The following is a 17,570-nucleotide window of genomic DNA, read 5'->3' as shown; positions in this document are numbered from 1 at the left end:
ACTACACAGCCTCACCTCAGCGGGACGCGCCAAGGTCAGGTCGAGCGGCGACTGCGTCGCGCAGGAAGGTGCGCTTGGAATAGTAGGTACGTACCTGCGCCAGACCACGAGCGGCCAGATAGTCCTGGAGCCAGCCTCCGATGCGGTCCATCTCCGCCAGCACCGTGTCCTGGTCGCGGTCCAGCAAACTCCGCGAGCGCCGGTATTCTACCTCGCATTGCGAGAGCACCACGTCCGGTGCGGCGAGGATCGAGCAGTGGTCGAGGAAGATGCCGTAAATGTGGCCCGTGGCCATGGACTCGCACTGGACGTCGTAGCGGACGCGGCGGAAGGGCGGCATGGCCTGCACCTGAAGGCCCATCTCCTCACGCAGATGCTCCTCGAAGCCACCCGGGGGGACCTGCACATTGGGGGAGAGCTGCTCGCGGCGCGCAAAGGTGTCCTCCGCGTACCACTTTCGCTTCAGCACATGACCGCCGTCCGCTGCACGGACGAAGGAGGCGTAGCCGAGTTCTTCCTCGGGCCCAACGACATCGAAGAGGTGGTTCTCGGTGAAGTAGGTCTGGAGTTCATCCCGATATTCCGGCCGGCAGCCGTCCAGAGCCCCGTGACGCAGAGCCGTCAGCAGCTCCATGGCGGTCGCCCAAATGTCCGTTCCCGGTGTCAGGTTGTACTTGAACTCCAGCTCGGTGCCGGCGAAGTGGGTGTGGAAGTACCTCTTATGGTTGTTGAGGCGAAGCGCTGAAGCGGCGTGCTCAGCGAGCGCGGGCTCCAGCCAGTGCAGCGCCTCCACCGGCCCCGCACCGATCGGTTCGTTGGTGATCCGGAGGAAGCAGGCGTCTTCAGCGTAGAACCCAATCTGCGCGTACACGTGGTAGCCGTCGTGGTGCTCGGCCAGGTAGCACAGCGGCACGAGGCCGGGTGCGGCCGCCTCGCCAACCATCGCGCGCAGGGCGGGGCCAGCGATGGAGTCGGGGAACAGGGCGCTGCCAGGAACAACGTAGCGGTTCGCGAGCGTCGCCCCGGCAGCCGTCAGGGCGCTGGCCGGGCAATCCCCGAGCGCGGCCCACTGCACCACCACAGTGGTGCTCGGGACGCTGACCTCCTGTGGGGCGACCCGAACCAGGACGATGGGGTCGTGCGGACGCCGGGACACGGTCTGGTTGAGCAGGTGAATTCCTCCCAGGACGATCCAGGCTCTGCGTGTGGCGCCTTCAGTGTTCATGACTGGCCCTCTTTCGATCGCGACGATCGATATGTAGGTCGGCATAGGGTGTGCGGGTGATCCACGGTGAGCCTGGCAAGGCGATCTTGGAGGCGGTGGTCGCCGACGTCGGGCTGGCGGTTCTCGAATTCGATGGCGCGCGAGCCTGGCTGGAGCGAGCACGCTGGCAGCCGATGGAGCCGTTGGCTGCCGAGGTCTGGGTGACCGATCCGGCCTTCCGGCATGTCCTGCTGGTCAAGCACCGCTGGCGTGGATGGGTGCCGCCAGGCGGCAAGGTGGAGCCGGGAGAGACGCCGCGCGCCGCTGCGGCACGTGAGCTCGCCGAGGAGACCGGATTGCGAGCTGAGCTGCTGCCAGTGCCTGCGGCCGCCTGCGTCAGGTCCTATCGTGCCGATTGGTCGCCGACGTTGGGCCTGTCGTACGCCGCGATCGTCGACCGCGACGTGCCGCTGGGTGGGGAGCACGGGCAGCCAGTGCGGTGGTTCGGTCTCGATGAAGCGTGGGAGTCTGTCTTCCCTGAGGACCGCCACCGTATCCAGGCGTACGTGCGCTGGCTGGCGGCCGAGGATCCGATCAGGGCGCGCTGAGTTCCTGCGACACTGTTGCACGGTCAGATCACTCGGTCGATCTGGGCGAGGGCGTCACGGTCAGGAGTACGAGGCGCAGGTCGTGTAGGAAGCGCGCCCAGACCGGTTCCAGCCCGGGCCGCACCGTGAACTCGGCCTCGCTGATCCGACCGGAGGCATACGCGGCGGTGCGTTGGGCGTACTGCTGAAGCTGGCTGAGATGCGCCCACCGCGGAGCGCGCACCTCCCTGACAGACGAGTTGAGTCGGCCCGTTGCCCTGGCCTGGAAGACCCACCAGTAGTGTCCGACCTCGCCAATGGCCGGACGGCGGCACCGGTTGGGCCGCCACCTGGCCAGCTTTAGACGGAGGTCGGTGATGGCCAGGCCGACTTCCTCGGTGACTTCGGCACGGGCGGCTTGTTCGGGGCGGCCGTGCTGGTCGACATGGCCGGCGATCGGCGCGATCCCTACTGGGGCTGTCGCCCGCTCGAACACCAGGATGCCGGTCGGCGAGGAGATGAGCACCCCAACGCTGGTGTGGTCGCATCGCTTCTTACCAGGCGTGGTGTGGGGCGGGGTGGTCACGGCGTCTCCCCGGGCCGTTGGGCTACCACGACGAGCCAGCTCGTCACGGTCGGAGTGCCGGGCGTGGTCAGGGCGTATGCCTTATCCAGGATCTCCATACGCTGCTCATAGGTGAAGTCACCGTCGGGCCGCGCGAACACCGGGATGGACAACCACGCCTTCTGCTCCTCCATGGTGCTGTGCTGGGCGGTGACTTCGGTATCCACCACGGTCAGCCCGGCTGCGGCCAGGTACTTAAGGACGGTATCCAGTGGCAACGTGGCGGTGTCGGTGACAGGAGGCGGGGAGTAGCCGTAGTCGCGGGCGGCGATCTGCCGGATCAGCCTGTTGAGCGAGGGACGGGCGCGTACGGCCTTCTTGTCGGGGTGAGCGACCCCGGCGAAGCCTCCGCCGATGTTGAACACGAAGCGACCACTGGGCCGCAAGACACGGTGGACTGCTGCGAACACGGCAGGGACGTCGGTCTTCCAGATCGCGGAGTTGCACACCACGGCGTCGGCCGGACCTGAGACGTGGTCAGCCAGATTCTCGGCTGGGGCGTTGACCCAGGACAGGCGCGGGTCGGTCAGCGTACGGCGGCCGACGCGTTGCATGGCTGCGGCGGTGTCCAAGGAGATGACTTGGGCCTGGGACGGGGCCAGGGCGAGAATGGCCTCGGCGGTTGCGCCCGCTCCGCCACAGAGATCGACCACCAGGCGGCTGGCGGTGAGATTGGCGCGACGGGCGAGATCTCGTCTGGTGGTGCCGTACATGGGGAAGTCGCGGGTGAAGGCGGCAGCGCACGCAACGGGTCGTTACCATGCGTCGCCGTGAGCGGGTAGTGATCCGGCCGAGCCAGGATCATCCGACCACGGGAAGTCGTGACACCTCGCGGTGCAGGAGGTCCGGCGGGGCTGGTGGTCACCGCCGCCCAGGGCCTGGCCGACCGGATCGCCTTCTCCACAAGCCCGGGTGGAACGAGACCAGGCACCCACAACTGCACCCGAACGCCAGCAGCATCGGCCACGTACTCCCATGCGAGGTAGGGCTGGCCGAACAGGACGCGCTTCCAACGTGGCGCGGTCAGCCCCATCACCTGCGACCACCAGGCAGCGGCACTGCCGGGCTCGACATGCGGCGGCACTGCGATCTCGACCAGTCGAGAGTTACGGGCGAAGCGCGCGTTGCGCCACCGCCAGACGATGGCTTCGGCCACGACGAGAGCGATGACACCACCGATCACGGCTCCGCAGAGGGACGGATCCGGAAAGTAGGGAATCACTCGGCCGGGTCCGTGGTGGCGAGCGCGTGCTCAGACGCACTGGCGACAGCGAGGAAGGCGGCACGATCTCCAACGCCCCCGCAGACCAGGCCCTCTCCCTGGCCGGCCGACAGCAGGAAGCGCCGTTCTCCTTCGGTGAGGTCGAAAGCCTCGGCGATCTCCTCGATGGCCTGCGGAGCCTGCCGCAGCAGGACCTGCGTACTGGCATTGGAGACGACGGCCTTGCCGAGGTCGGAGCCGAGCAGGTCAGCAGCGTCCTGGGTGACGACGGCGAGGCCGGTCCAGTGCTTGCGGGCGGACTTGGCGAGCCGGTAGAGGAACCTCGCGCCCTCGTTCTCGCGCATGAGCGTCCATGCCTCGTCGACCACGACCAGACGGCGTCGCCGGTCAGCGGGATTGGAGACACGCCGCCAGATCGCGTCCAGTGCCAGGAGCATCCCGACCGGTCGGGTCTCCTCAGGCAGGTCCCGCAGGGAGAACACGATCAGGTGGCCGTCCGGGCGGGTGGTTGTCGGACCGGCGAACAAGCTCCGGTAGGAACCGGACACGTACGGGGCGAGTCGTGCGGCCAGTTCGGACGCCTCCGGCGCGTCGGTGGCGTCCAGCATCGTGGCCAGATCGGCGAGCAGTGGCGCAGGACGCTTCCACGTGCGCTGGTCGGAGGTGATGCCGTTGGCGGCGTAAGTGGCGATCACCGCCTTGTCCAGGATGGCCTTCGTCGCGGCGGTGAGTGGTTCGCCCAGCATGGTTCCGACAAGGGTCTGGAGAAACATCGCGCGCCGGTCGAGCGCGTCGTCCTCGGCGGAGGCGGGCAGATCGAAGGGGTTGAAGCAGACACCCGGCGTACCGAGACCGAGGACGGTTCCTCCGACGGCCTCCGAGAGGCGGCGGTATTCGTCTTCGGGGTCGACGACGCATACCTCGACCTGGTGAAACAGCAGCCGCAGTACCTCCAACTTGGTGAAGTACGACTTGCCCGCCCCCGACCGGGCGATCGTCACGGAGTTGTAGTTGTCGTGGGCGAACCGGTCCCATAGCACGACACCGGAGGAGTAGGCGTTCAGCCCGAACAGCACCGGCGCATCGCCGAGCCGGGGTCGCAGATCCGGTGAGGCGAACGGGAAGGCCGCAGCGAGCGCCCATGTATCGAAGGTCCGGCGCGTCTTCAGCGTGTCGGTTCCGAGCGGAAGCGTTGCCGTCCAGCCCTGCATCGCCCGGAACGTCGTCGGGTGCGCGTCGAGCAGCAGCGAGGCCGCCAGCGCCTTGACGTGCTGGACTTCCGCGTCCAGCTCTTCGGAGTCTGCGGCGTGGACAGTGAGATAGAGGCCGACCCGGAACAGACGCCCGTGTCCCCGGGCGAGGGATGCGGCCAGCTCTGCGGCGTCGTCGGCCGCCGCCTCGGCCGCGAAGTCCGGTGTCCGGGCACCCGCGGAGGCGGACTCCAGACGTGCGAGCTGGCGGCGCAGACGCTGAGCCGCGATCAGCGGAGGTACGGGCTCGATGTGCAGAGACACGTCGAGGTGACCTGGATAGCCGATCAGCGGTTCGAGCCAGCCCGCGCCGACCTCGCGGGGGTACCCGGCGATCGCGAACGACGCGCAGACTCCGTCGGGAATCTCGACCGAGCGGGCATTGATCTTCAACGATGATGGGCCGGGCAGAGCGGCGGTGGCTTTGGCCAGGTCCGCAGTGGCCTTGGCGAGTCGGGCGAATCTCATCGAGTCTCTTCTCCAAGCTTGATCGGCTCCTCGGGGCGGGCAACTCCGACCGGTTCCGGATGACGAGGCGACAGCGACCGCACGAGCAAGTCGCGAGCCTGATCGGCGTCCACGATCGAGGCGTGAACACCGAGATTGAGCAGGAAACGCACGGTCTCCTCCGCGCGGCGAGTCACGATGGCCGCCGAACTGTCCCGACGAGCCGTACGCCGGGCCCTTCGCGCCCACCCGGGTGGTTGCTCGGCGTCTTGGTGGCGAACGACGATCAGGACATCGCGGGTCAGCAGATCTCGGGTGGCGCTCAAATCGGTGAGGAAATCGGCGTGCCGGCGTGCCGCCTGCTCCAGCGCTGGATCGGCCAGATTCCCGGCCTCGTCGTCGATCACTCCGGCGAGGGCGGACAGGTCGACCGGGCGGGCCTGCAGAAGGATCTGCACGGGCGAGTCCAGCGAGTTCAGCCATCCGGCGAACACCCCGACCAACGCCGCCTGCTCCTCGCTGGTCCGCAGCCCGAACGCCACGGTCCCGGCACGGACGACCGCCGCGGTTCCGCCTTCGGCCAGCTCCAGGACTCCGTCCTCACGAATCGCCCGGACAGGGAGCCGCAGCGCACCCGGCAGCCGACCTCGAACTCGGCACCAGGCCGGAGGCGGGAGAACCCCTTCCTCTGCTGAGACGAGCTTGCGATCCCGCCGCAGGTGGGTGAAGGCATGGAAGACGAGCCGATCGAGACTGAGCCCGTCTCGCCTGCCGAGCGCCAATGCGCATCCGCAGGCGATCATCGGCAGGACGATCGCGACGAGCACCGGGACGGGCAATCGGTCACCGGCCATGAGGTACACCCAGGCAGCCAGCACCCCGGTACCGACCAGGATCCCGACTTGCCGAACTGTCAGATTCGCGAAGAGCTTGTCCGGCATCTCCACATCGGCCGGAATCTTGGCTACCAGCTGTTCTCTACTTGCGTGGCGCACGACGTGCTGCCTTTCCCTGTGAACGAGGCGTTAGGAGCCGCAGCGCGACTTGTGCAGGGCGGCGTGATGAACGACGAGCCGTGGGCGACTCGAACGGGACGGCACCGTTCGGCGGCCGATCGCGACGGACGACAGGCCGGTGAAGCCGTACCGGCTGCGGCTGTGGGGGATCGACGGGGGCCAGGGGGTTTCCCGCGCCGTTTCCTGGCCCGTGGGGACGCGCTGGGCGTCCACCCGGGAACGAACGATGAATCCCCGTGCTACGGGCGCCAGGGCGGCCGCTGGCGGCCATCCCCGGCGGCCGACGCGGGGCGCGCGGCGTCCCCGCACGGGGCCCACCCGGGTTCGGCCCCCGCCTACCGGGACCACCACCCGGACCCCCACCAGGAGGACCGCTGGGCCCACCTCCGCCGCCGTTGGGAGGAGAAGGGGGCTTCGGCGGCTTGGGACGACGCGCCGCACGGGCGGCGCTGAACCCCTTGCCGAGCAGCATGCCCAGCCCGCGATAGATGATCAGGGACTTGACCAGACGCGAGAGCGTCCGGGGCTTGCTCGCCTGCCAGATGGTCCGCGCCACCCATCCGGGAATCTTGAGCAGGACGAACAGCAGGCATATGGCCATGAGCAGATCGGTCATGTCCGCCGTGCTCGGGATCCAGAACGAGTCGTCGTCAGCCGGGTTGGCGGAGAACATCAGTTGCAGCGCGGTGACCAGCACGAGCGACTGGCACATCTGAATCGCCAGCAGCCCCGTGAACGCCCGCCACCACAGCCGGGCGAGCCCCTCCGTCATCGGCAGTGCGTGCAAGATCAACGCAAGAGGCGCGGCCACGATCACGACCATCGTGAGCGCGAGCCGGACGATGTAGGTGAACAGCACACCTACCGCCAGGACGACCACCACGAGCGCGACGATCGCGAAGAAGACGCCTTTGACGATGATCCCCGTGAGAACCGCCTTCTTGATCGCATCGAACACGAGCTCCGGATCGATTCGGTCGGCCCCGTCGGCCAGGAACGCCTGACTCAGCCCGTTCGCCAGAGTGATCCCGTACTTGATCGCGATCAGGCTCAGGTTCGCGGCCAGGAACGCCCACACGAGCCGCGGCAGTAGTTCCCGCGCCGAGATCCCACCAGGCAGTGCCTGCCCGACCATGAGCATCACGCCCGCGATCGTCACGAGCAGTACGAAGCACGTGTTCGCGATCGTCCGCGACAGCTCCCAGAGCTGCTTGGCTCGCGCCATCTGCGGGGAGTCCAGCTCCGGCGTCGCCAGCACGGTCGATCCGAGCATCTCGAACACCGGCTTGGTCGCCGACTCCACGAGATGGGTGAACCACTCGTCCACCGCCTGACGCGTCTTGCACGCCACATCGATGAAGCCGCAGTCCGACTCCGGTGGGCTGACCGCAGAAGGCGCCGGGCTGGGCGTGGCAGAAGGAGTGGGAGCCGGCGCGGGTGTGGGAAGCGCGGCGACCGCGGGCCCGCTGAGCAGCGCCGAGCTGAGTGCCGCGCCGACCGCCAGCAGGGCGATCAGCCCGAACGCTCTGAGGCGGGTGAGAGTCGCCACGTCAGGAGCTCACAATCCGCTGAAGGATTTCCACCAGGACCGGGGCGAGCATCGCCACCCCGAACCCGAGCGCCCCGTAGCGCAGCGTCTTCTTGGCCGCCTCGACCTCTGCGGGGTCTCCGCCAGCCAGGATGTAGCGAACTCCGCCGATGGTGAAGAACAGCGTGGCCAGGCCGACGAGTAGCCCGATCACCACGTTGCGCAGGTTGGTGATGACCTGATCGAGCGAGGCGGAGGCCAGCTTGGTCATCGCCTCGGCGACTCCCGGCACGGTCAGCGCGGCGCCCAGGCAACCGGCTGTCCAGACCAACGACGCGGCACCTCGCCGGATCCAGCTCGTACCTGCTGGAACCCGGATAACGAACAACGGACATGGCCGAGATGACTTCATGACGTGGCTCCCCGAGACGAGAGGTCGTGAACGGATAGTCAGCCGTGATCACAAGCCCGGAGCGGGCCGGGATGGGTGTCCTCCTTCAAAGGACGAGGGACGATGAACTCGATGGGAACGGGCAACCGCCCCCCGATCTCCGCCCTGAGCCGTGATCACGGCTGACATTGATGAACCACCGACTCAGCCCCCGGAATTGGAGCCCTGCCCGTCGTAGCTGACTGAGACTTGACCCTCCTCGATCGCCCTTGCCAGCCGTGTCTCCGCTGCTCGCCGCCGCTTGTACATCCGATCCGCCGGCACCCCCAAGCGCCCTGCGTACGCCCGCAACGCCTGGCCCTCCAACCGTGTCGCGTTGATCAGCTTCGCTTCGTCCGCGGTGATGACACGACACCGGACGGCCTCGGCGAGCACCATGAACGGCTCCGTGTCCAGGACCACCTGTTCCGGCGTCTCGGTGCAGATCTCGGCGGAGGCGAGCTCACGGGCCCGCACCTGGAGCGCGCCCTTCCGTGCCCACATCAGCAGCCGAGGCAGGATATTCGGCCGATCGAGATCGATCCGACGGAGCTGCGCGACGAAGTTCGTCACCATCTCCGAGACGATGTCGTCGACCACATGGGCAGGGCAGCCCTGCGTGGTCCTCGCAGCCAGGTTCTTTAGCCCTGGCATCGCCATCCCCGCACAACCAATCACCCACGCCGGACCTTGGGATCGCGAACGTCGCACCAGATGCGCCCACACGCTGTCCTTCAGTTCGTCGCTGGCTTGCGGACTGAGCAGCAGTGTCTTCAGCGCTCCGAGATCGATTGCATGCTGAGGTACTCCATGCCCGATGGCGGAGCCATCTACTGAGAGCGGGCGGGGACCGGTGATCAGGAGCTGGAAGGCCCGGTCCGCCACGCTAAGAGCGTTCTGGTTGAGGTTCGTCGAGGTCGTGTTGCCCTGTAGATCGGTGGCCATGGTGTTCCCTCGTAAGACGTGCCGGATTGGTCGATCCAGGTCTCGACCTCCGGACGGGGGAAATGTGGAGCGTCAAGGGAAGATGTGGTGACACCGTGAACTCTTCTCAGGTACTCCCGTCGCCCATCTGAGCAGGGAAGATATGCAGGCGCCGAGGTTACGCTCAAAGTCCACACCAAGTGCGCCAACTCGTCCTGACCTGCTGATGAGCACTGCTCAGAAGGCGATGGCATGGCAAAGATCTGCCATGCCATCGCCTCGTCCGTTGTCGGTGCTGATCCACGGCAGCCACTGAACGTTCTGCAGACAGGAGGAGATCACTTCACGGCACAGGGGCCGGCCCGCTTGCCTACGGGGGTCACCGTCTGACGAGCTGGCCGAGTTCGAGCTGGATGAAGCCCTGCTCGGGGCGCAGTACGGCGTACACAAGGAAGGCAGTAGCAAGGACCTGAGGCGCCAGCGCCCGCATCCATTGGAAGCGTCCTTGGTACCCATAGAACACTGCGAGACGCGGGACCGGTGCGATCTGACGCCAAGTCCTGAGCTCGATGCCGAAGCCTACGATCGTGAGGATTGCCCATACGAACAACGAACGTTGCAGGGCCCACCATGTTGGTCCTTGCCCGAGAAACCAGTCTGTAAGGACCTGGGCAAGGACGCCCGCCCCATAGGAAAGCACCAGGGGCAGCGCTTTCCAAGGGCTGATGCGTCCCGGCAGTTCGCGCCAAAGGAGCCCAAGGACGAAGCCCACCACAAACCACAGGACCAGTTCGCCGAGGATCAAGCCCGCGATCTTGACGACGGCCATGGCCCAGCCATCGTCGAGATTTCCCCATTGAGAGGAGATATCGAGCCATGTGAACCAGATCGTGGGCAGTATGCCTAGCGCCAGTGCGATCCGTCCGCCGAAGATCGCGGTTCGTCCTGCGTCGGTGTACGGTCCATGGGCTCGCACGGTGTCGTAACTGCCGGACCGCATCTTTCGAAGGTCCATGAGTGCTTGACGGCCGGCTCGCACTACCGTCGCCTGCTTGTGCTCCTGGCGGCGCAGGACGACCCACTTGCGAGCCTCACGCAGGGTAATGGACAACACGGGGCCGGCCACCAGTAGGCTCAGTGGCAGCCACATGCCTGCCATGTAGATCTCCCATGCCAATGTCGAAACGCAGAAGATCCAGATCACGGCGCGGCGATCAGAGCTGTCTAAGTCTGGCTCGGCGAAGGATGCCCGCTTGCGTAGCACTGCGGCCATCGCGATGATCGGCAGGATCCACAGAACATCGCCGAGCGCGACCGCCAACTCCCACGGAAACCAGGTGATCGGGCTGCTGAGAGTTGCCCACGCGACCTCGTGGTTCGCCACGCTGGAGGTGTCGTAAAGGTGCGTGATCCGTATTGCGGCGTACCAGCAGACGATGACTGCGGAAAGCGCCGTGCCAATGAGGATCACCGATATGACTGGACGGCCACGCCACCGAGGTGCCTGGATCGCGTTGGCCAGGGCGCTGGCCGTTCCTGTGGTTGACAGCCACGTAGTGATCGACATGAGGACGATCAGTGGCACCGTCTTCGGCGTAAGGGATTCGGATTGCGGTTGACGATAGAGGGCGATGACGCAGGTCATCGCAATGGAGGACAACACTGCGACGACTGTGGGCGATAGTCGTCCCGTTAGCGCCACAAGGGCTGCGAAGACTGTGTAGACGAGTATTTCGACCAGCCAGTATCTCGATCCCGCTCTTACTGGCCCGAGCAGGCCTAACTCGCTGGCCAGACTGTCTGCCACGACGAACAGCACGAGCAGCAGGTTGAGGCTGAGATAGGCCCGCATCTTGCGCTGGTCCACTGGCTCGGGCGTGGGTGCGCACGTTCGCCGCCATGTTTCGCGTCGGCGGATTGCGAAGTATCCCCAGATGAGGACGGCGATGCCGCAGAACTGGTAGGAGATCCAGTCGATCAGTGTGTACGGCGCCTTGCCGGACTGTGCCACTAAGCGTGCCCGTACATCCGGATGTACCGTGACGCTCATGTGCGCCCACGCGTTCAGCTTCCACGAAGCGCGGGCGGAGTCAGCCTCGACCGGTGGCGGGGTGCTTTCCCCTCTCCAACCTTGTGGGAGTACTACCTCAATGTTCTGCTCTTGACCCACGCCAGGACTCTGGAATGTTTCGAGCGCGAGCTGCCAGGTGGCGCCATCCGACACCACCGACCATGGACCGATATGATCGTTTACTGCATCGGAGACGTCGACCTCAACGGTCTCGTTGACTTTGACTAGCCCGCCGACGGCCGTCACCGATACGTTTGCCGCCTCCACCGGATGTTGGCTCCTCGGCATCAGGCAGTTAATGGCTTGCTGGAACTCCGCTGAGTGATGGTGTCCAAGCAGTGCACCGGTCATGGCCCACGAGTGCGGTACTTCTAATCTCACCTCGCTGACGAAATCGGGAATGGCTCGGTGCTCCGTCCGAAGCGATAGCTTCGCCGAGGCGCGCGCTCCTGGAGCCGGGATCGGCTCACACGAGGCCTTCGAAGAAGTGCCAGTCGAGCCGATCCGTCCCAGGGCCGATGCGGCAGGGACAAGGATGAGCACCGCGAAGAGCAGCGCCGTGAGAGTAGTTGCTGCTGGGCGGAACATGCGTGTCCGCCTCGGGCGCGGATGCAGCGTTCTCCGCCCGCGCCAGGCCCACAAGCCGTGGCCAAGGAACACCGCCGCCGCCAGCAGGAAAGCGACTCGGCGCGTACCGTCGTCCGACCGAACCCACGTTGGCACCGGAGGTTGGTCCAGATACAGGAGTATGAGAGGCGTGACCGCGAGAGCAACGATCGCTTGCCGCAAGATGAAGCCCCACACCCGACGACGCAGAGAACGCTCCGTGGATCGGTAGGCGGCACCAGCTGCGTCCAACTGGCCTGACACTTCCACGCTGCGTTTCCTCCCCTTTGTCGGGTCGACGGCGACTGATCTTAAGGCTCCGGCACAGCGGCGTCAGCCTGGTGTGTTCTGCCGTCCAACGAGCGCTCCAACTTCATCACCAGGATGTTGTTACGGGACATACGCCTTCGTGATCCAGACGAGGGACAAGCTCGACAGGAAGTGGTCCTGGGTCCTCGACCATGGAGCCGCCGATGATGGGGTGGCGGGAAGCGGCGTGGAGGATGACATAGCAGGAAGCCCCCTCAGCTTCGCCCGTGCGACCTTCGATGCGTACTTGAATCATCTGATCGTCGTCGCTCCGGGAGCAGTGGACTACTACCTGTTCGAAGACGAATGCGACACCGAGTGGCGGATCTTGGTGTGGGATGTGCCGAGCACCGATTACAGCCGGGACAACTCCGTGCCTCCGCCTGGTGACCCAGTTCGTCGTGGGTACGCGCGTGCCATGGCCGTCGAGCGCGTCGAACCTCAAGCAGTGTGCACATGGCCCGGCCATGTGGTGCGCAGGCGACTTCACGATATGTGGAGGGCAGCGCAGAAGGACTCCGAGACCGTGTCTGGAGAAGACGGCTAAGGAGGCGCGAGCGGTTCCAACTGGCGCCGATTAGCTGGTGTTTCAGTGCATGGGAACGGGTGACCGTCGCGGGTCACCGTAGATGAGCAAGAACCAGGGATCGCGGCCGAGAGGCTCGCGGGCTGCCGAAAGGCGGCTGGTGCCGCTCTCGGTGTGGCTGTGTTCTGACACCACGACCGAAACGGCCAGGGCCAAGGACGGCCCGTGTGCGGGCGAAGCAATATGCGGCCGGCATCGCCAGGCTGTGGGGCGGGAACTGGCGCGGCATTTGATCGACGCCTGCACTCGCCCGGGCGGGGTCGTCGCGGATATCTTCACGACGAGCGAGACCGTGCTCGTCGCAGCGGCTGAGATGGGGCGGTTGGGGATCGGTTTCGTTCCGCGTCTCCCGGTCGCTCAGCACCTGGTCGGTCGCTTTCGGCAGGAACTCACTGCGGAGCAGCGGGCAGCGGTGAGGCTGCGTCCACACGGGCCGCATGAGATGCGGGAGGCGCTGTCCGGCTTCGAGGGCAAGGTCGACCTGCTGATCGCAGCTCTTCCGCTCCATCCCGAGGTCGGATGGGCAGTCGGCTCAAGGTCGACGTCATGTCCTTCGTGCAGGACGGAGCAGCCTACGCTGGCGATGCCACAGCTCGGTCGGTTCCTGGAGGATGCACGGCGTGCTCTCACCCCGGGCGGACACCTGGCAGTGATCACGACAGCGCGCCACGAGCGGGGCAGGCTCATAGATTTGGCTCCGGGGATCATCCGGCGCGCGGCCGCCGCGGGGCTTGCCTACGTACAGCACGTCATCGCAGTACGTGTGCCCGTTGAGGGCGACACGCTAGTTGTTCAGGCCGGCCCGGCGGAGCTGGCGCAGCTTCGCCGGGCTCAGTCCGCGGAGTTGCCGCCGGTGGTGTCGGTGCATGCGGACGTGTGTCTGTTCGCTCGTCCCGGCGGAGGTGCTCGATGAGCGAGAGCGTGCTGCCGTCGGTAGTTGCTACAGGGCAGCTGCAGTCGCGGGTGCAGCGGCGCGGCCGATATGTCGCCGATTCGATGAGGCATCCGGGCAAGATGCTCCCGTCGATCGCCTCACAGGTCATCTCCGCGTTTACCGAACCAGGGGACCTGGTGGTGGATCCGATGTGCGGAATCGGGACCACCTTGGTCGAGGCGGTGCATCTGGGGCGGCACGCCGCGGGGATGGAGTACGAGGCTGACTTCGCCGGCCTCACTGCCGCCAACGTTCAGCACGCCCGCTCTCAAGGCGCCTCGGGATTCGCTCGGGTGGCCTGTGGGGATGCGAGGAACATCGCAACGGTGTTCGGGGACCTTCAGGGCATGGCGGCGCTGGTGCTGACCTCTCCGCCCTACGGAGTGCGGACGCACGGTCATGTCCGGTGCGGAAGCCGGGAAGGCGGCGGGCCGGTGCAGAAGTCGAATCACCGGTACTCCACAGATAAGCGCAATCTCGCCCACCAGCGGTTGCCCCAGCTGATGGAGGGCTTCGGGCAGATCCTCGCTCGGTGCGGGGGGCTGCTGCGGCCCGACGGAGTCGTCGCGATCACGGTTCGGCCGATTCGGGTGAACGGACACCTCGTTGATCTTCCTGGGCAGGTCATCGAGACCGCAGAGGCGGCCGGCCTAGTGCTCACGCACCGCCTGGCGGCGTTGCTGTGTGGGCTCCGGGATGGCCAGCTGATCAACCGGGCGTCGTTCTTCCAGATGCTGGAGGCGTGGCGGAGTCAGGAGAAGGGGCGGCCGGTGTGTGCGGTGGCCCACGAAGATCTCCTCATTCTCCGTATGAGGGATGGTCGGGGATGAGGGCGACCTTCTACGGCGGCAGGGACTGCGGCGAGCGATGCCTGGACTCGTTGTCCACAGGTTGTGTATGGCCGTCAGCAACTCGAGGGGCGGGGGTTCGTGTCCAGGCGGTGATTGACATTGGTCGTCGAGGCGAGCGGTCATGTAGGGCCGCCGGGGTGGTCGGGCCCGTAGGGTCCAAATCGGTCGCCGGTGGACGCGGGGACTCGTTCCGAGCCGGGGCGGGGCGTGAACGGCGCGGGTAGCGGGCTGCGGTTGGTCGTGCCGGGGGAGGAGCTCAGGCTCACCCCCGGCGCGGCGGGCGTATTGCTCCGGATCCTGCTCAAGGCCGTCGCCCGCGTGAAGCAGCCGCACACCGTGAAGGAGCAGGAGAAATGACGATCAGGTTCGGCTTCTACGGCCGGGTGTCGACAGAGGACAACCAGGACCCGGAGGCGTCGCGGGCCTGGCAGCTGCATCGGGCACGGGCGCTGATCGAGTCGCGGGGCGGCGAGATCGTCGCCGAGTTCTTCGACGTCGACAAGTCCCGTTCGATCCCCTGGCAGCTCCGGCCGCACGCAGCGGCGCTGATCGAGGAGTTGAAGGACCCGCGTCGAGGCTTCGACGCGGTGGTGATCGGGGAGCCGCAGCGGGCGTTCTACGGCAACCAGTACAGCCTCACGCTTCCGTTGTTCGAGCACTTTGGGGTACCGCTGTGGGTGCCCGAGGTCGGCGGGCCGATCGATCCGGCGAACGAGGCCCACGACATGATCATGGGTGTCTTCGGTGGGTTGTCGAAGGGTGAGCGGAACCGGATCAAGATTCGAGTACGGGCCGCGATGGCGGCGATCACGGCCACGGAGGGCAGGTTTCTGGGTGGGCGTCCGCCGTACGGGTACACCCTCCAGGATGCTGGTCCGCACCCGAACCCCAGTAAGGCGGCCGATGGGCGGAGGCTGCGGCGGCTGGTGCCCGATCCGGTCACCTCGCGCGTGGTGCGGTGGATCTACAGCGAGTTCCTCAAGGGGCGCGGTTATCTGGACATCGCAGAGGATCTGACTCTGCAGGGCATCTTGTCGCCCTCCGCTAGTGACCCGGAGCGGAACAAGCATCGGGATCAGCGGGCATGGTCGAAGTACGCCATCCGAGTGATCCTCACCAATCCGCGCTACACCGGCCACCAGGTGTGGAACAAGCAGCGCAAGGACGAGATTCTCCTGGATGTGGAGAACGTCGCGCTGGGGACGACCACAAAACAGCGGTGGAACACCAAGGACAAGTGGATCTGGTCGGAACACGCTGTCCATGACGCGATCGTGAGTGTTGAGGAGTATCAACGCGTTCAGGAGGTTCTCGCCACGCGTGCCAGGGGCAGGTTCAGCCAGCGACCCCACCCCACACGGCGTCCCTACGCCTTCCGGGGAGTGCTGTTCTGCGGGTACTGCGAGCGCCGTATGCAGGGCAACTGGAACAACCGGCAGGCCTACTACCGGTGCCGCTTCCCCGCTCAGTACGCCATCGTCAACGACCTCGACCACCCTAAGGTCGTCTACCTGCGGGAGTCGGAAATCCTGGATGAGGTCGACGACTGGCTCGGGACGGCATTCGGGCCCAACAGGCTGGAACAGACGATCGCGGCGATGGCCGAGCAGGTAATCGATCCGAATGAGGCGGCCCTGATCGACCTGCGCAAACGCCTGTCGCAGTGCGACCGCAAGCTCAGCCAGTACCGCTCCGCGCTCGACGCGGGAGGCGACCCTACTGAGATCTCCTTGTGGATCAACGAGACGAAGAGCGAACGCGCGCGCTTGGAGGGCGAACTGAAGGCGGTTCCGGGCGCCCAGCCCATCAGCGTCGCGGAGATCAGATCGATGATCGAGGAGGTCGGCGACTTGGTGCGGCTCGTCGGACAGGCTGATCCCGACGACAAGGCCGAGCTCTACACCCAGCTCGGGCTGAAGCTCACGTACTACCCAGAAAAGCAATATGTGGAGGCCCGGATCGAACCGGAACCCCCACATGTGCGAGCGGTGTGTGTCCGAGGGGGGACTTGAACCCCCATGCCCATCACTGGGCACTAGCACCTCAAGCTAGCGCGTCTGCCTATTCCGCCACCCGGACTTGGTGCCTGCACGCGGGACCGTCATCTCGCGTCGGCTCCGTAAGGTTAGCAAACTCTGAGGGGTGCGTCATACCGAGTATCGGCACAACGGCCGGAGCCACCTCTTCCGTGCCCTCGCCGGGCCACCCCGATGACCCTCCTGGGTGTCATCCGTGAAGCGGATCCGCGTGTCCTTGGCCCTTTTCGGGGTCTCTGCTGAAAAGCCCTTGCGACAACGTTGGGTGCTGCTACGGTTACGGACCGTTGAGGGGTGAGTCCACGGACCGGCCTCACGACGTGAAGCCGGTTCGGGAAGCTGGGAGGTCACGTGGCACGCACGACGGTCGGACAGACGAGGGCTATGTCCCTCGCTGTGCGCCGCGTGCCCACGACGTTCCCGGGGCGGGACACGACCGCCGAGCGGGCCGACCGGATGGCGCGGTTCGCGGCCGGCGCTCGTGGAGTTGTCGTGCGGGCAGTCACGATGGGCGCCCTCGTGGCGGCAGGTTGGCTGCTCGCTGTCGTGTTCGGAATGATGTCCGCCGCTCCGGCGGCCGCGGATGCCACCGCGGCCACCACAGGAGCCGCCGACGCGGCCCCGGCTCCTCTTTCCGCCCCCGCTTCTCTCTCGGCGTCGGACAACGCCGAGGCGATGGCGGGGCGCACCGTGGACGGGCTCAACAGCCAACAGGATCCTGGTCTGCCACCACCATCCTCCGCCGGAAAGATCTTGGACACCAATGGACTGGTGCCCAACGGTGGTGGCAGCGGCCCGTTCGGGCCCGGTTTGGGGGATGTCGCGCGGTCCGGTGTCGACCCGCGGCTGCAGTACCAGCTCGCCATCGCGGCGCGCGTGCTGCCCCCCGTCGTCCGCACAGCGGCGGACGACCCTTCCTTCTCACCTGACTGATCCCGCCATTT

The 17,570-nt window shown here is 66.3% G+C and carries 16 protein-coding genes and 1 tRNA gene; 7 read left to right on the top strand and 10 right to left on the bottom strand.

Annotated elements, in window-relative coordinates; translation table 11 throughout:
• Nucleotides 1–16: 16 nt before the first annotated feature.
• On the bottom strand, nt 17–1,225 hold the full coding sequence (locus DMB42_RS35350; RefSeq protein WP_125641898.1) for a hypothetical protein: 1,209 nt from the start codon (nt 1,223–1,225) through the stop codon (nt 17–19).
• A gap of 56 nt (nt 1,226–1,281) precedes the next feature.
• Between DMB42_RS35350 and DMB42_RS35345 the strand changes: the two genes are divergently transcribed.
• Nucleotides 1,282–1,812, top strand: coding sequence for an NUDIX domain-containing protein (locus DMB42_RS35345; protein ID WP_312024781.1), 531 nt, complete (start codon nt 1,282–1,284; stop codon nt 1,810–1,812).
• A 28-nt stretch (nt 1,813–1,840) separates the two neighbouring features.
• Here the strand turns inward: DMB42_RS35345 and DMB42_RS35340 are convergent, their stop codons facing one another.
• The 8 genes from DMB42_RS35340 to DMB42_RS35295 all read right to left on the bottom strand — a co-directional run bounded on the left by DMB42_RS35340 (nt 1,841) and on the right by DMB42_RS35295 (nt 11,892).
• Entirely contained in the window at nt 1,841–2,377 is a 537-nt protein-coding gene (locus DMB42_RS35340; protein WP_125641895.1) for an NUDIX domain-containing protein, read from the bottom strand.
• The gene (locus DMB42_RS35335) at nt 2,374–3,129 is read right to left on the bottom strand and encodes a class I SAM-dependent methyltransferase (RefSeq protein WP_125641892.1); all 756 of its coding nucleotides are present in this window, start codon (nt 3,127–3,129) and stop codon (nt 2,374–2,376) included. The genes DMB42_RS35340 and DMB42_RS35335 overlap by 4 nt, the downstream gene beginning before the upstream one ends.
• Nucleotides 3,130–3,634: 505 nt before the next feature.
• Nucleotides 3,635–5,356 carry a VirB4 family type IV secretion system protein gene (locus DMB42_RS35330; RefSeq protein ID WP_125641889.1) on the bottom strand — a complete coding sequence of 574 codons (1,722 nt, stop codon included), beginning with the start codon at nt 5,354–5,356 and terminating at the stop codon, nt 3,635–3,637.
• Nucleotides 5,353–6,330, bottom strand: coding sequence for a PrgI family protein (locus DMB42_RS35325; RefSeq protein ID WP_125641887.1), 978 nt, complete (start codon nt 6,328–6,330; stop codon nt 5,353–5,355). The genes DMB42_RS35330 and DMB42_RS35325 overlap by 4 nt, the downstream gene beginning before the upstream one ends.
• A complete protein-coding gene (locus DMB42_RS53605) occupies nt 6,314–7,900 on the bottom strand; it encodes a hypothetical protein (RefSeq protein WP_185845022.1) in 1,587 nt (528 codons plus the stop codon). Before DMB42_RS53605 ends, DMB42_RS35325 begins: the two co-directional genes overlap by 17 nt.
• 1 nt (nt 7,901) lies before the next feature.
• The gene (locus tag DMB42_RS35305) at nt 7,902–8,210 is read right to left on the bottom strand and encodes a pilin (RefSeq protein ID WP_260478138.1); all 309 of its coding nucleotides are present in this window, start codon (nt 8,208–8,210) and stop codon (nt 7,902–7,904) included.
• 264 nt (nt 8,211–8,474) lie between these two features.
• Nucleotides 8,475–9,254, bottom strand: a complete 780-nt coding sequence (locus DMB42_RS35300) for a sigma-70 family RNA polymerase sigma factor (RefSeq protein ID WP_125641875.1) — start codon at nt 9,252–9,254, stop codon at nt 8,475–8,477.
• A gap of 358 nt (nt 9,255–9,612) precedes the next feature.
• Nucleotides 9,613–11,892 (bottom strand): DUF6185 family protein, encoded by a 2,280-nt coding sequence (locus DMB42_RS35295; RefSeq protein ID WP_221762497.1) that lies wholly within the window; start codon nt 11,890–11,892, stop codon nt 9,613–9,615.
• Between the two features lie 427 nt (nt 11,893–12,319).
• On the opposite strand from DMB42_RS35295, the gene DMB42_RS35290 reads away from it, so the two are divergent.
• The 5 genes from DMB42_RS35290 (at nt 12,320) to DMB42_RS35275 (ending at nt 16,602) form a co-directional block, all read left to right on the top strand.
• A complete protein-coding gene (locus tag DMB42_RS35290) occupies nt 12,320–12,766 on the top strand; it encodes a hypothetical protein (RefSeq protein ID WP_125641869.1) in 447 nt (148 codons plus the stop codon).
• An 82-nt stretch (nt 12,767–12,848) separates the two neighbouring features.
• A complete protein-coding gene (locus tag DMB42_RS35285) occupies nt 12,849–13,718 on the top strand; it encodes a DNA methyltransferase (protein WP_125641866.1) in 870 nt (289 codons plus the stop codon).
• A complete protein-coding gene (locus tag DMB42_RS35280; protein WP_125641863.1) occupies nt 13,715–14,569 on the top strand; it encodes a TRM11 family methyltransferase in 855 nt (284 codons plus the stop codon). Before DMB42_RS35285 ends, DMB42_RS35280 begins: the two co-directional genes overlap by 4 nt.
• 228 nt (nt 14,570–14,797) lie before the next feature.
• A complete protein-coding gene (locus DMB42_RS53600) occupies nt 14,798–14,947 on the top strand; it encodes a hypothetical protein (protein WP_170246478.1) in 150 nt (49 codons plus the stop codon).
• Nucleotides 14,944–16,602, top strand: coding sequence for a recombinase family protein (locus DMB42_RS35275; protein ID WP_125641860.1), 1,659 nt, complete (start codon nt 14,944–14,946; stop codon nt 16,600–16,602). Before DMB42_RS53600 ends, DMB42_RS35275 begins: the two co-directional genes overlap by 4 nt.
• Here the strand turns inward: DMB42_RS35275 and DMB42_RS35270 are convergent.
• A tRNA-Leu gene (locus tag DMB42_RS35270) sits at nt 16,584–16,669 on the bottom strand. The two genes, DMB42_RS35275 and DMB42_RS35270, sit on opposite strands and share 19 nt — an antisense overlap.
• Nucleotides 16,670–17,118: 449 nt before the next feature.
• Here DMB42_RS35270 and DMB42_RS35265 point away from each other — a divergent pair.
• Complete coding sequence (locus tag DMB42_RS35265; protein ID WP_260478137.1) at nt 17,119–17,559, top strand: hypothetical protein; 441 nt, start codon at nt 17,119–17,121, stop codon at nt 17,557–17,559.
• The last annotated feature ends 11 nt before the right edge of the window (nt 17,560–17,570 follow it).

The sequence above is a fragment of the Nonomuraea sp. WAC 01424 genome, assembly GCF_003947315.1.
In the GTDB taxonomy this organism is placed as follows: Bacteria; Actinomycetota; Actinomycetes; order Streptosporangiales; family Streptosporangiaceae; genus Nonomuraea; species Nonomuraea spiralis.
Note: the sequence above shows the minus strand (reverse complement) of the source record. Positions and strands in the feature narration are given on the sequence as shown.